12 protein-coding genes are annotated in these 12,966 nt (G+C 74.3%); 5 read left to right on the top strand and 7 right to left on the bottom strand.

Annotated features, from left to right (window positions below; translation table 11 throughout):
- Positions 1–103: 103 nt before the first annotated feature.
- The 3 genes from AC3EQ1_RS24690 to AC3EQ1_RS24700 all read right to left on the bottom strand — a co-directional run bounded on the left by AC3EQ1_RS24690 (position 104) and on the right by AC3EQ1_RS24700 (position 2,338).
- Positions 104–991, bottom strand: coding sequence for an SCO1664 family protein (locus AC3EQ1_RS24690; RefSeq protein WP_432096524.1), 888 nt, complete (start codon positions 989–991; stop codon positions 104–106).
- Positions 952–1,545, bottom strand: a complete 594-nt coding sequence (locus AC3EQ1_RS24695; protein ID WP_351513475.1) for a DUF3090 domain-containing protein — start codon at positions 1,543–1,545, stop codon at positions 952–954. Before AC3EQ1_RS24695 ends, AC3EQ1_RS24690 begins: the two co-directional genes overlap by 40 nt.
- Positions 1,546–1,636: 91 nt before the next feature.
- A complete protein-coding gene (locus tag AC3EQ1_RS24700; RefSeq protein ID WP_432096525.1) occupies positions 1,637–2,338 on the bottom strand; it encodes a histidine phosphatase family protein in 702 nt (233 codons plus the stop codon).
- Positions 2,339–2,434: 96 nt separating this feature from the next.
- On the opposite strand from AC3EQ1_RS24700, the gene corA reads away from it, so the two are divergent.
- On the top strand, positions 2,435–3,427 hold the full coding sequence (corA, locus tag AC3EQ1_RS24705) for a magnesium/cobalt transporter CorA (protein ID WP_432096526.1): 993 nt from the start codon (positions 2,435–2,437) through the stop codon (positions 3,425–3,427).
- A 101-nt stretch (positions 3,428–3,528) separates the two neighbouring features.
- Here corA and AC3EQ1_RS24710 read toward each other — a convergent pair whose 3' ends face one another.
- Positions 3,529–4,317: a ferritin-like domain-containing protein gene (locus AC3EQ1_RS24710; RefSeq protein ID WP_432096527.1), complete on the bottom strand. Its 789-nt coding sequence runs from the start codon at positions 4,315–4,317 to the stop codon at positions 3,529–3,531.
- Positions 4,318–4,661: 344 nt separating this feature from the next.
- Between AC3EQ1_RS24710 and AC3EQ1_RS24715 the strand changes: the two genes are divergently transcribed.
- A complete protein-coding gene (locus AC3EQ1_RS24715) occupies positions 4,662–5,285 on the top strand; it encodes a hypothetical protein (RefSeq protein WP_432096528.1) in 624 nt (207 codons plus the stop codon).
- A gap of 58 nt (positions 5,286–5,343) precedes the next feature.
- On the opposite strand, the gene AC3EQ1_RS24720 is transcribed toward AC3EQ1_RS24715, so the two are convergent.
- Positions 5,344–6,393 (bottom strand): LLM class F420-dependent oxidoreductase, encoded by a 1,050-nt coding sequence (locus AC3EQ1_RS24720; RefSeq protein WP_351513467.1) that lies wholly within the window; start codon positions 6,391–6,393, stop codon positions 5,344–5,346.
- Positions 6,394–6,522: 129 nt separating this feature from the next.
- Between AC3EQ1_RS24720 and AC3EQ1_RS24725 the strand changes: the two genes are divergently transcribed.
- Positions 6,523–7,509, top strand: a complete 987-nt coding sequence (locus AC3EQ1_RS24725; protein ID WP_432096529.1) for an aldo/keto reductase — start codon at positions 6,523–6,525, stop codon at positions 7,507–7,509.
- Positions 7,506–10,166: a helix-hairpin-helix domain-containing protein gene (locus AC3EQ1_RS24730; protein WP_432096530.1), complete on the top strand. Its 2,661-nt coding sequence runs from the start codon at positions 7,506–7,508 to the stop codon at positions 10,164–10,166. The genes AC3EQ1_RS24725 and AC3EQ1_RS24730 overlap by 4 nt, the downstream gene beginning before the upstream one ends.
- 229 nt (positions 10,167–10,395) lie before the next feature.
- On the opposite strand, the gene AC3EQ1_RS24735 is transcribed toward AC3EQ1_RS24730, so the two are convergent.
- Positions 10,396–11,067 (bottom strand): hypothetical protein, encoded by a 672-nt coding sequence (locus tag AC3EQ1_RS24735; RefSeq protein ID WP_388848715.1) that lies wholly within the window; start codon positions 11,065–11,067, stop codon positions 10,396–10,398.
- 47 nt (positions 11,068–11,114) lie between these two features.
- On the opposite strand from AC3EQ1_RS24735, the gene AC3EQ1_RS24740 reads away from it, so the two are divergent.
- Entirely contained in the window at positions 11,115–11,303 is a 189-nt protein-coding gene (locus AC3EQ1_RS24740; protein WP_351513459.1) for a DUF5703 family protein, read from the top strand.
- 474 nt (positions 11,304–11,777) lie between these two features.
- On the opposite strand, the gene AC3EQ1_RS24745 is transcribed toward AC3EQ1_RS24740, so the two are convergent.
- On the bottom strand, positions 11,778–12,512 hold the full coding sequence (locus tag AC3EQ1_RS24745; RefSeq protein ID WP_432096531.1) for a chaplin: 735 nt from the start codon (positions 12,510–12,512) through the stop codon (positions 11,778–11,780).
- Positions 12,513–12,966: the final 454 nt, after the last annotated feature.

A 12,966-nucleotide genomic window follows, 5' to 3' on the forward strand; every position in this document is an offset into this window, starting at 1 on the left:
AACCGCCTCCCACCTGCTCCGATCCGCCGCACCGCCCGGCGGCCCGCCCCGGGGCCGTCCGGGGCACCGGGCCCGGGACCGCTCCGCCCGGGGAAGCGCGAGGTCAGACCGGCGGCCAGGGGATGGCCGGCCACTGCCCGCCCGGCTCGGGATGGCGTCCGGACCGCAGCAGCGCCTCGACCCGGTCCCGTACGGCAGCGGTCTCGGCCGCGGTCACCAGCTCCGCGAGGCGGCCGGCCAGGCCGCCGCCCTCGGCCAGATCCGCTCCGAGCCGGCGCAGCACCGTCAGCGCCTCACCGGTGAGCGGCTCACCGGCCCAGCCCCAGAGCAGCGTGCGCAGCTTGTCCTCGGCGTTGAAGGTCACGCCGTGATCGATCGCGTAGAGCTCGCCGTCGGGGGTGCTCAGCAGATGGCCGCCCTTGCGGTCGCCGTTGTTGATGACCGCGTCGAGGACGGCCAGCCGGCGCAGCCGCGGGTCGTCGGCGTGCACCAGCAGCGCCGTGCGGCCCTCCCCGACCTCGGCGAAGCAGACGCCCTTCCAGCCGGGTCCCGGCTCCTCGTCCTCGACGAGGGCCAGCAGCTCGGCCTCGGGGTCGGACTCGACCCAGAGCTGGCACATCCCCTCGCCGTACGGGCCGTCCCGCAGCACGGTGGGCGGCACCAGGTCCCATCCGGTGGCCCGGGAGAGCTCGTAGGCCGCCACCTCGCGCCGGGCGAGGTTGCCGTCGGGGAAGTCCCACAGCGGACGCTCGCCGGCGACCGGCTTGTAGACGCAGTCCGCCCGCCGGCCGTCGTGTTCCACGGTGCACAGGAGCACCGCGTTCGACGCCTCCCGGACCCGGCCGCGGACCGTGAGCTCCCCGTGCGCCAGCAGGTCGTGCACCGCCGCGGCGTCCGCCCCGGCCCGCTCCGCACCGCTGCCGTCGGCCTCGGCGCAGGAGCCGTTCCGGGTCACTCCTCCCCGCGGCGGTATCCGTTCTGGCGCGGACATACGTGTCCTTCCGGGTCGAGTGGCAGGCTGCACAGCGGGCACGGCGGGCGGCCCGCGTTGACCACCTCGAGCGCCCGCTTGGCGAACGCCCGGGCCATCTCCCCGGTGATCCGCACCCGCAGCATCGGCGGGCCGTTCTCCTCGTCCTGGAGGAGCCGCTCCTCGGCCTCGGCCAGGTCCTCGTCGGTCTCCGCCTCGAGCTCGACCAGGGCCTGAGCCTCGACGATCATGCGCTGTTCCTCGCCGTCCCAGGCCAGCGCCATGGTGCCGACCCGGAACTCCTCCTCGATGGGGGCGTCGAGCGGCGCGGTGTCGGAGAGGTCGGTCGGTGCCATGGCCGGCACCGGCGCGTTGCCTCCGGTGCGGCGCACCACCTCGTCCAGCAGCTCGTCGATCCGCTCGGCGAGCGCCGCCACCTGTGTCTTCTCGAGAGCGACGCTGGTCGTCCGCCCGGCCGCGGTCGCCTGGAGGAAGAAGGTCCGGCGGCCAGGCAGCCCGACCGTACCGGCGACAAAGCGGTCCGGAGGGTCGTAGAGGAACACCTGACGGGACACGTCCTGCTCCTTGGAATCGGGGGTCGGAAGGGGAAAGCCCGCCTGGTCGGGTGCCCGGGCCGCGGCCCGTCCACCCTACTGCGCACAGCGATCACGCTGCTCCCGCGGCACCGCCCACGGCTGCGTCGCCGTCGTTGCCCGCGGCGCCGCCCTCCTCGGGGACCAGTCCGCGGAAGTTCCCGGTGTCCCCGAGCCGCAGCACGAACGGGCGCAGCGGGGTGTAGCGGATCGCGGTGACCGAGCAGGGCTCGACGGAGACACGCTGGAACTGGTCCAGGTGCAGGCCCAGGGCGTCGGCCACCAGGGACTTGATGATGTCGCCGTGCGAGCACATCGCGTACACCGCGTCGGCGCCGTGGGCCGCCTCGATCCGGGCGTTCCAGTCCCGGACGGCGTCGACCGCGCGGGCCTGCATGGCCCGGACGGACTCGCCCTCCGGCCCCGGGAACTCGGCGGCGGAGGGGTGCCGCTGGACGGTGGTCCACAGCGGCTCGTCCGCCAGCTCCGCGAGCTTGCGGCCGGTCCAGTCGCCGTAGTGGCACTCGCCGATCCGGTCGTCGGTGTGCAGCGGCAGGCCGGGCCGGGCGGCGAGCAGCGGGGCCAGCGTCTCGCGGCAGCGCTGGAGCGGGCTGGTGACGGCGGCGGCGAGCGGCAGCCCGGCCAGCCGCTCGGGCAGCGCGGCGGCCTGCGCGGCACCGAGCTCGTCGAGGGCGACGCCGGGGGTCCACCCCGCGAGCACCTTGGCGGTGTTGGCGGTCGAGCGGCCGTGCCGGACAAGGATCAGCGTGGGCATGTACGCCACCCTACGGGTCCGCGCAAGCCGCGGCCCGGCTTCCCCCGGGGTGCGTACGGTGGCCACGGGGGAATGCCCGCAGCCGCAGAGGGGAGAATGGCCGACGTGATCGTGGACTGTGCCATCTACCGCGACGGGCGCCGCACCGAGGGCCCCGCCGACTTCTCCGACGCGCTCGACGAGGCCCGCGCCACCGGGAACGCCTTCCTGTGGATCGGGCTGCACGAGCCGACGGAGAAGGAGTTCGACCTCGTGACCAGCGAGTTCGGGCTGCACCCGCTGGCCGTGGAGGACGCCCTCTCCGCCCACCAGCGGCCGAAGCTGGAGGTCTACGACGACTCCCTCTTCCTGGTCCTCAAGCCGGTGCTGTACGACGACTCGGTCGACACGGTCACCACGGGCGAGCTGATGGTCTTCGTCGGCGACTCGTTCGTGGTGACGGTCAGGCACGGGGAGGGCGCCCCGCTCGCCGAGGTGCGGCGGCGTCTGGAGGAGACTCCGGAGCTGCTCAAGCACGGCCCGACGGCGGTGATGTACGCGGTGAGCGACGCCGTGGTGGACCACTATCTGGATGTGGCGACGGAGCTCCAGGTGGACCTGGAGGAGCTGGAGTCGGAGGTGTTCGCCCCGGTCGGCCGGGACACCAGGCCCACCGCGGCGCGGATCTACTCGTTCAAGCGGCAGGTCGTCGAGTTCCGCCGGGCCACCGGGCCGCTCGCCGAGCCCATGAGCCGGCTGGCGGGGGCGGGCGTGCCGTTCGTGCACGAGCACTCCCAGCCGTTCTTCCGCGATGTGAGCGACCACCTGACCCGGGCGAACGAGTACGTGGAGGGGTTCGACCGGCTGCTCTCCGACATCCTGGGCGCGCATCTGGCGCAGATGGGCGTCCGGCAGAACAACGACATGCGGAAGATCTCGGCGTGGGCGGCGATGGCCGCGGTGCCGACGATGATCGCCGGGGTGTACGGCATGAACTTCGAGTACATGCCGGAGCTGAAGTCGGTCTGGGGCTACCCGGCGGTGCTGGCCGTGATGGCGGGCGCGGTGGTGTGGCTGTACCGCACGTTCAAGCGGCGGGGCTGGCTGTGACCGCCGGCCGGTGACCGCGTCCGGACCGGGCGGGCAGCGCTGCGGGCCGTTCTCCACCGCGGGCCGCTCTCCGGCGGGGCCGCGCAGCCGGCGGCGGCCGGTCAGGCGAATTCGGGGGCGGCCGACGCCGGTCCGCCGAGGGCGTCCCGCCGCTCGGGCATCCGAAGGCTGACCATCCGGTGCCAGCCGCCCAGCCGCTCGTAGACGTAGAGGGCGTGGATGCCGGCCGCGAGCGCGGCGGACCGGGCCCGGGACCAGCCCAGGATCCGTCCCATGTGGTCCATCACGGCGAGGCTGACGTCGCGGTACACCTTGATCTCGGCAAGCGCGCTCTCCCGGAGGATCCGCTGGATCGTCCGGCCGTGTCCCGCGGCCGCGAGGCGCAGCAGCTCCTCGTGGCAGTAGGCGAGGTGGTTGTCCTCGTCGTTGGAGATCATCCGGACCGCCTTGCCGATGTCCGGGTGGTCGGCGAAGTGCTTGCGCAGCAGCTGCATCTGCTCGGAGGCGCGCTGTTCGGTGACCCTGCTGTGGGCGAGGTAGGCGACGATGTCCCGCTCGGAGAGCGGCTGGTCGGCGCGCAGCTTCTCGTGGGCCAGCCCGATGCCCCGCGCCTCCAGGAGCATGGTGTAGTCGGTGTCGCCGGGGACGTCGACCGGGTCCAGGCCCCGCTTGCGGAGCAGGGCGTTGAAGATCCGGCCGTGCTTGTCCTCGTCGGCGCCGTGCCGGACGATCTTGAGGCTCAGCCCGCGCTGGGACTCCGGGACGAGGGCGGCGATCCGGCCGTTCTCCCAGCCTCCCTGCGCCTCGCCGCTGGCCGCGATGGAACAGAACAGCCGGAACGACGCGTCGTTGTCGAAGATCTCCTGGAACAGACCTCTGGCCGAGAGCATCACTGCCACCTCCGTACGCGCGTCCGCCCAGGAAGAGTCAAATGCGGTCGCAGTGGGTCGGCAACAGGGGCACGGGGAAACACCGCCGAACGGAGGAGCGGGCCGACGGCGTCCGTCCCGCTCCCGGGGGCCCGTTCGTCCGGGCACCCGGGGCTCCGACGTCGGAATTCCGGGGGCATTCGGGGCCGTGACGGGCGTAACCCGCGGGAGGCGGACGCGTTGTGCTGGGGGACGGCCGTGGCGGGGTCGACCCCCGAGCCCCCACCACGGCCGCGGAACCTTTCGGCCGATCCCGTCGGTGCCCCTGGGTAGGGTTATTTCCGAGCCTGTGCCTGGAGGGGGTTGTGAGACGGGTGGGCAAGTTCAGCAGGGCAGCACGGAGCCGTCCGACGCCCCGTCGGCTGGGGCCGGCGGGTTCCGACTGGTCTCCCCACGAGCGTCTGGACGACGCCGCGCGCGCCTATTTCCTGCACGCGGAGGTTGCGCTGGACGCCATCACCGGGGTGCTCGGGCGGCACCGGGTGCGGGGATTCACCCTGGAGCGGGTGGTGGACCTGACCGAGGCGGGCGCGTCGGTGTGGCAGGAGGCCGCGGTCTGCGACGGACGGCGGCTCGTGCTGTGGCACAGCGAGGAGCTGGCGGACGGCACCGACCCGGGCGGCACCGTGCTGGACTCGTCCGTGCAGGTGCTGCCGCTCGCCTCGATCCGCCATGTGGGGATGCGCACGCTGGTGGGACGGGACGCGGCGGGCCGCCGGATCGACCGGGGCGTGCATCTCGTCCTGGCGACGGGCATGCCGCACGAGCTGAACCAGCTGCCGGGGAGCGACCCGGAGGCACCGGTGACGGCCGCCCGGATCCGTCCGGAGGCGTTCCGGTTCAGCAAGTCCCTGGACGACGGCGGGCCCGGGCAGATCGCGCGGCTGATCGCCTTCGGGCGGCTGCTGGGGCGGCTGGTTCCGGGCTGACGCCCCGGCCCCCGCCGCCCCGTGCCGTGCACCGGCGCCGGCTGTCCGGCGCGCGGGGTCAGGCGAGACCCGCGCGCTCCAGGGCCTCGACGCCGGCGCGCAGCGAGGTGAGGCGCTCGTCGAGGGTGAAGCCCGCCGGGGCGAGGGAGAGCGTGGTGACCCCCGCGGCGGCGTACGCCTGCATCCGCTCGGCGATGCGGTCCACCGAGCCGAGCAGCGTGGTGGAGTCGATCAGCTGGTGCGGAACGGCCGCCGCCGCGCCCTGCTTGTCGCCGGAGAGGTACTTCTCCTGGATCTCGGCGGCTTCCTTCTCGTAGCCCATGCGCCCGGCGAGCTTGTTGTAGAAGTTCTGCTTGGCACTGCCCATGCCGCCGACGTACAGCGCGGTGTACGGGCGGAACTGGTCGGCGAGGGCCTGGACGTCGTCCCCGAGGGCCAGCGGGACGGTGGGCACCACGTCGAAGCCGTCCATGGTCTTCCCGGCCTTCTCGCGGCCGGCCCGCAGCGAGCCGAGCGTGGTCTCCTCGGCGTGCTCGGGGGCGAAGAAGATGACCAGCGCGCCGTCGGCGATCTCGCCGGTCTGCTCCAGGTTCTTCGGGCCGATGGCGGCGATGTAGAGCGGGATCTCGTCGCGGACCGGGTGCACCGTCAGCTTGATGGGCTTGCCGGGGCCGCCGGGGAGCGGCAGGGTCCAGTGCTCGCCCTCGTGGGTCAGCCGCTCGCGGGACATCGCCTTGCGGACGATCTCGACGTACTCCCGGGTGCGCGCGAGGGGCTTGTCGAACTTGACGCCGTACCAGCCCTCGGACACCTGCGGGCCGGACACGCCCAGGCCGAGGCGGAAGCGGCCGCCGGAGAGGGAGTCGAGCGTGGCGGCCGTCATCGCCGTCATGGCGGGGGTCCGGGCCGGGATCTGGAAGATGGCCGAGCCGACGTCGATGCGCTCGGTCTGGGCCGCGACCCAGGAGAGCACGGTGGGGGCGTCGGAGCCGTAGGCCTCCGCCGCCCAGCAGACGGAATAGCCCAGCTTGTCGGCCTCACGGGCGACCGCGAGGTTGTCCGCGTCCATTCCGGCACCCCAGTAACCGAGGTTGATCCCGAGCCGCATGCCGCTCTCCTTACCCATCAGTAACGTCGCTGTTCGGGGGACTCTAGCGTGCGGTGGCCGGATCCGTCAGGGCCGGGTTGTCCACAGGCAGCCGCGTGCGGTCGCGCGCGGACAGTAATCTCGACGCCCATGGAGCTAAGGCACCTCGGCAGGACGGGCCTCCGGGTCTCGCGGCTCGGGCTCGGCACCCTCACCTGGGCGCGGGACACCGACGAGTACGACGCGGCCGACCAGCTCAAGGCCTTCTGGGAGGCGGGCGGCACGCTGGTCGACACCGCGGACGTCTACGCGGACGGCGGTGCGGAGTACCTCCTGGGCCGGCTCATGGAGGATCTGGTGCCGCGGTCCGATCTGGTCGTCGCGACCAAGGCGGGCAGCGTCCCGGACCGTGACCGCCGGTTCGACGGCTCGCGCGGCCATCTGCTCGCGGCGCTCGACGCCTCGCTGGAGCGGCTCGGCACGGACCATGTCGACCTGTGGCAGGTGCACGCCTTCGACGCGGGGACGCCGCTGGAGGAGACGCTGCAGGCCCTCGACATCGCGGTGAGCAGCGGCCGGGCGCGCTATGTGGGGGTCTCCAACTTCTGCGGCTGGCAGCTCGCCAAGGCCGCCACCTGGCAGCTCGCCGCCCCTGGGACGCGCACCCGGCTGGCGAGTACCCAGATGGAGTACTCGCTGTTGCAGCGCGGTGTGGAGCGGGAGGTGCTGCCGGCCGCCCTGGACCTCGGGGTGGGGCTGCTGCCGTCGTCCCCGCTGGGCCGGGGCGTCCTCACCGGGAAGTACCGGAACAACGCGACACCGAGCGACTCCCGGGGAGCCTCACCGCAGCTGTCGGCCTTCGTGGCCCCGTATCTGGACGAGACCGCGGGCCGGATCGTGGACGCCGTCTCCACGGCCGCGGAGGGGCTGGCCGCCACACCGCTTCAGGTGGCTCTCGCCTGGGTACGCGACAGGCCCGGAGTGGCGGCGCCGATCGTCGGCGCCCGCACCGCGCAGCAGCTCACGGCGGCGCTGTCAGTGGAGGAGCTTAGTCTTCCGGACGAGATCTGCCGGGCGCTGGACGACGTCTCCGCTCCCGTGCATCACTACCCCGACCAGGACTGGAGCACCCTGTGACCACGGACCGCCCCGCCGGCGAGACCGCTGCCGCGCGGACACCCGACGACGCACCGGACCCCGGCGGCCCGGCCACTTCGGGAGCGCCGGACGGGACCGCGCGGGCGCCCCGTCCGGACAGCGGTGCGCGGGAGGCCGGTCCGGACGACGGGGCCCCGGACGGCGATTACGCGGACGGCGACTCCGCTGTGGGCGATTCCGCGGTGGGCGACTCCGCGGCCGGTGACTCCGCAGCGGGTGCTTCCGCGGCCGGTGATTCCCCCGTCGGCGATTCCCCGGCCGACGGCGCGTCCGGGGAGCCCGCCGCGGGAGGCGAACGGGCCACGGGCGACGGGCCGTCGAAGCGTGCGGCCGCCGCGGCCTCCCCGCCGTCGGGCACCGCCGGGGACCGGCCCGCCGCCGGAACGGACGCCGCCCCGGCCGCCGGGGACGGCAGCGCGCGTACCCCGGCCGCCGAGGCACTCGCCGCGGCGGTGCGGGCGGTGGAGAGCGGCGAGCGGTCCGCCGCCTCGTTCTTCACCGAGCAGAACCGCCCGGCTCCGCCCCGCCCCGCTCGGAGCGAGCCCCACCCGGCACCGGCGCCTGCCCCGACTGCGACCCCGGCACGGGCTCAGGCCCCGCAGAGCGGCCGGGCCGCTCCTCCGCCCCGTCCGGTGCGCACCGGACCGCCGCCCGCCGAGCGCATGGCCCGGGCGGCGTCAGTGCGGGAGGTGCTGGTGGCCGGCGGAGCGCCCGAGGAGCTCTCCGAGGCGGTATCGGGCGCGCTCGGCGAACGGGCCGCCGAGACCCTGCGGGCGGACCCCTGGCAACTGCTCGCCGTACCGGGGGTGCGCCCGGAGCAGGCCGACGCGTTCGCCCGGGCCCTCCTCGGCGGGGAGTGCGGGCCGGACGACGAGCGCCGGGCCCAGGCGCTCATCGGCTGGCTGCTGGAGCGCGCCGCGCTCGAGGGCCACACCGCGCTGGAGCCCTCGGCGCTGAGCTCCGCGCTCGCCCAGCGGTCCGTTCCGGACCCGGAGGAAGCCCTGCACACCGCGATCGCGGACGGCGGTGTGCTGGTCTTCCAGGACGCCCTCGACTCCCCCGGCGCCCCGCGGTCGGGCTCCGCGGGGCCGCACGCGGCGGCCGGGGGCGACGGCGGGGACGGCGAGGGCGAGGAGACGCCGGTGCGGGTCCTGCTCGGCCTGGACCGGTACGCGCTGGCCGAGGAGAGCCTGGCCGACGGTCTCGCCCGGCTGGTCAACACCTTCGCCCCGCGCGGCGGCCCGGCTCCCGTCGACGATCCGGCCGCGACGCCGGAGGCGCCCGCACCCGGCGCCGGGGACACGCCTCCCGGCGGATCACCGGAGGCCGAACCCTCCGCGGGCCTTGAGGACTCCGCAGCCGCCTGGCAGGCCGCCGCGGACGCGGCGGCGTCCCCGTCCGCCGCCGAGCTCATCCGGGCCGTGGCCGGCAGCGGCCTGGCGGTCCACACCGGCGGTGAGGCGGCCCGTGCCGAGCCCGCGGCCGTGGTGACCGCGGCCCGCGCGCTCGGTCTGCGGGCCTTCGCCGCCTCGCACAGCGAGGACGGCCGCCGCAGGCTGGCCGCACTCCTCGATCGCGCCGTTGGCGACCGCGCGGACCTCGACGCCGGTACCGCTGCCCCGGAGCGGAGCGGGACGGGTCAGGAGGCCCACCGGCCGGAGCGCGCCCACGACGGCGCGGAGGCGGCCGTCACCGTGGCGGGCCTCCTGTCGGGTGCCGAGGGGCCCGGCCGGGACCGGGACGGCGCCTTCGCCCTCGATGTGCTCGTGGTGCTGGACGCCCCCCAGTTGGACGTGGAGTCGGCCGCGATGCTGGTGGAGTCGCTGCCGGACGGCGCCAGGCTCGTGCTGAGCGGCGACCCGGGCGTGCTGTGGTCGGCCGGCCCCGGACGGGTCTTCGCCGATCTCCTCGCCGCCCGCACCTGTCCCCAGGTGGCGTCCCGTACGCCCGACCCGGGGCCCATCGGCGAACTCGTGTCGGGCATCGGCGTGGGCGAGCTGGGCGAGGTGGCGGCGCCCGGCAAGGAGGTCGTGATCGTCCCGGTGCGGGATGCCGGTGAGGCGGTGCACCGCACGGTCCAGCTGGTGGCGGACTCGGTGCCCCGGGCGATCGGTATCCCCTCCGACCACGTCCAGGTCATCACCCCCGGGCACGGCGGCGCCGCCGGCACGCGCGCGCTCAACGCGGCACTGAAGGAGCGGCTCAACCCGGGCCCCGGCCGCTTCGGCGGCTTCGACCCCGGGGACCGGGTCGCCCACGTCCCGGCGCCGGGCCGGACCCTGCCGGGAACGGTGGTGTCGGCGGACGCCGAGGGACTGCATCTGGACTGCGCGGGCGAGCCCGTCGTGGTGCCGCGGGAGCTGGTCGGCGACACCGTCCGGCACGGCTGGGCGCTCACCGCCCACCAGGCGGCCGGGACGCGCTGGCCCGCCGTCGTCGTGGTGCTGCCCGGTGACGCCACCGCGGCGCTGACCCGGTCCTGGGTCTACACCGCCTTCAGCCGGGCGGAGCAGCAGCTGTCGGTGGTGCACGGCGCGGAACAGGCGCTGCCGCGCGCGGTGTCGGAGGTGCCGGTGAAGGAGCGCACGACCCGGCTGCGGGCCCTGCTGAACGCCCAGGAACCGCCCGCCGGGTAGGAGGCGCCGTTCCGGCCGCCTGCTCCCGCCTTCCGTCGCGGGAGCGGGCACCCGTCCCCCGGTGTGCCACGGCACCGCCCCGGCCTGCGCGGGCGGGCGAGCCGCGCGGCGGGCATGGACGCGGCACAGCCGCCGCCGAGGTCGCAGCCGGTATCGGCGTCGCCGAGCGGACATCGGCGACGCGCCGTCGGTGTGGGCCGAGCGGCGCCGAACGGGCGGGGGCTCCGGTTCAGCGCTCCGAGTCGAGCGTCTCCCGGCTCTCCTCGTCGTCCAGCTCCTCGTCGAACACCGCGCTGACGTCGAACCGGCACACCACCCGCTCCGGGTCCGCCTCGTCGAACGGGCTGTTCAGCCACTCCCCCGGCTCGGCCGCCTCGTCCGCGGCGGCGACCCAGAGGGTGGAGTCGCCCTCCTCCAGCCCGAACTCCTTGTGCCGGGAAGCGATCTCGTCCGGTTCGAACTCGCCGAAGAGCACGCCCAGGGCCGCGTGCACGCTGCTGCCGGCGTGCCCCGCGGCGCCGTTCTGCCCGTCGGCCGCCGGATCGGCGTCCGGGTCGAGATCGGCGACCCGCTGTGCCTGGGAGAGCAGCCGGTGCGGCTCGTCGACCGTGTAGTCCCGGCGGATCAGCACGCTGATGGCGCTGGGCTCGTCGGGCCCGGTGTAGACGGGCAGCGTGCCGTCCCCGGGGATCTCGAACGGGGTGACCTCGTCGTACGCGTCGTACAGCAGCTCGTCGTAGTCCTCAGCCGCCGCCGCCAGCGCGTTGAACGCGGCGTAGACGGCCGGATCGTCCTCCCCGGACCGCCGCTCGACCGCGTCGAGGTGGCGGTCCAGCGCGGCTTTGACCGCCTCGGCGGCGGCGCGTACCTCGGCAGCGGTGGGCTGGGCAGCATCAGACATAGTGCAGACGCTATCCGTACCAGGGCACTGCCCGCACAATAGATGCGATGCCGGAATATGAATTTCGCGATGTGTATGTGCCGCGGGGTGTCTCCCGTAAAGCCACCACACGTCTCCTCACCGAACACGCCGAGTACGGACACTGGGAGTTGGACCGCCTGCGGCTGAACCCCGACGGCAGCCGCAGGGTGCGGCTGCGCCGCCGGATCATTCGCCAGCTCCACGCAACCTGGTGACACCGGGCGCCGGGCCCCGCCGACCGGGCCCGGCGCCGACGAGCGCTGCCCTCGGCCGCCCCATGAGTCACACCTGCCCCGCACACCTCCTCGGCCCCGCCTCACCGGCCCCACCGTCCGCTCTCGCCCCACTCACCCGGAGCACGTCGCCGCCCCGTATGCCACACGACGGCCATTGCTGTGGAAGGGGAATCCCGGAAGCACTGCGGGACCGCGCCACGGTGCCGCGCCATGGTGTAAGGCGCGCCACGGCTCCCCGCCGGAATCAGAGCGGGCGTCGGAGAGGGCACGTCCCCGCCCGAGGACCGGCCCGCACCCGGGCGGACCCTGCCCACCCTTCCCGGGCCGGTGGACCATCCCGGTCAGGCGGAGTGACGCCGGCACTGCGACCGGCATCGGGAACAACGCGAGGAGCGGGCCCCGCAACCGCGGAACCCGCTCCCTGACGCACGGTCTGCACCGTGCGGCGTCTGCTTACCTCGACGCCGCCTTGGCGCGCCGGTAGAGCACCGCTCCACCGAGCAGCATCGCGGCGCTGGCCGGCAGCATGATGCCCAGGGTCTCGGCGGCACCGGTCTGGGCGAGCTGCGCCTGCCCCTCGTGCTGCGCGGCGGGCTTGTTGCGGTGGCCCGACGTGCCCTGGACCTCGTTCGGCTCCTCCGACTCCCCGTCGTTACCGGGGGTGTCCGGGGTGTCGGGGGTGTCCGGCGCGTCCGGGGTGTCGGGGGTGTCCGGCGTGTCCGGGGTGTCGGGGGTGTTCTGGTTCCCGCCGGACTGGTTGGCACAGCCGTTGCCGAGGGCCGGGTTCAGCGCGCCGCCCACCGAAGCGGTGTTGCCGCAGGCGTTCACCGGCAGGTTGATCGGCGCCTGGACGTTGTTGCCCGAGCCGAGGCCCGGCGAGTTGGCGGCACCGCCGCGGGCCTCGGAACCGGAGCCCGAACCGTTGGTGCCGCTCGCGCTGCTGCCCGAGCCGTTGCCGCACTTGTTGCCCGTCGCCGTGTTGAGCAGCCCGATCGCGGTGACGGTGTTGCCGCAGATGTTGACCGGGGCGTGCACCGGCGCCTGAATCGAGTTGCCGGACACGATGCCCGGAGAGTTACGCGCCACGGCCTCCGCGTTGGCGTCCGCGTGGGCGTAGCCACCGGTCACGGCCAGGACACCGCTCGCAGCCGCAACCGTGATCAGGCTCTTTCTCGCGACCTGTCGCATGAGTTCGCTCCCCTACTGCCTTTACCTGTTGCCTTCGGAAGGCTTGCGGGCGAATTCCCGCTCGCCAGGCCCCTGCGCCCCGGAGTGCATGGCGTGCGCTCCGGGCCCACGGGGGTCACACCCTCATGGGTTGCGAACAACCTCAGTGTCGGATGCAGGTGTTGCCGAAGACGGGTCCAGACCGCCAGTGGCAGCCGCGGCAGCGGCAACCTTCTGGATCATTCGTCCTCCTGTTGGCAATGCGGCCTCAGCGAGACCGCACAGCCTGTAACGAGAAGGGGGGAACCGAGCTACGGGACCTTCCGTGCGTTCACTCTTTCTGACCAAGGGCACCGGATTACGGAGCCGTGGAGGCGCTCCCCCGCACGCTCCGGGGAGCGTGCGGGCTCCGCCGGTGGCCGGACCGGCCCGTGCCGGGAATCAGCTCCGGTCCGGAACGTGCATCAGCTCCGGT

The sequence above is a fragment of the Streptomyces sp. bgisy100 genome, assembly GCF_057709105.1.

Excerpts from the sequence above, each read along its gene's own strand:
- AC3EQ1_RS24710 (WP_432096527.1), bottom strand. The coding sequence starts at position 4,317 with ATGCTCTCGGCCAGAGGTCTGTTCCAGGAGATCTTCGACAACGACGCG.
- corA (WP_432096526.1), top strand. The coding sequence starts at position 2,435 with ATGGCCGACGTGATCGTGGACTGTGCCATCTACCGCGACGGGCGCCGC.
- AC3EQ1_RS24735 (WP_388848715.1), bottom strand. The coding sequence starts at position 11,067 with ATGTCTGATGCTGCCCAGCCCACCGCTGCCGAGGTACGCGCCGCCGCC.
- AC3EQ1_RS24720 (WP_351513467.1), bottom strand. The coding sequence starts at position 6,393 with ATGCGGCTCGGGATCAACCTCGGTTACTGGGGTGCCGGAATGGACGCG.
- AC3EQ1_RS24725 (WP_432096529.1), top strand. The coding sequence starts at position 6,523 with ATGGAGCTAAGGCACCTCGGCAGGACGGGCCTCCGGGTCTCGCGGCTC.
- AC3EQ1_RS24745 (WP_432096531.1), bottom strand. The coding sequence starts at position 12,512 with ATGCGACAGGTCGCGAGAAAGAGCCTGATCACGGTTGCGGCTGCGAGC.
- AC3EQ1_RS24740 (WP_351513459.1), top strand. The coding sequence starts at position 11,115 with ATGCCGGAATATGAATTTCGCGATGTGTATGTGCCGCGGGGTGTCTCC.
- AC3EQ1_RS24690 (WP_432096524.1), bottom strand. The coding sequence starts at position 991 with ATGTCCGCGCCAGAACGGATACCGCCGCGGGGAGGAGTGACCCGGAAC.
- AC3EQ1_RS24700 (WP_432096525.1), bottom strand. The coding sequence starts at position 2,338 with ATGCCCACGCTGATCCTTGTCCGGCACGGCCGCTCGACCGCCAACACC.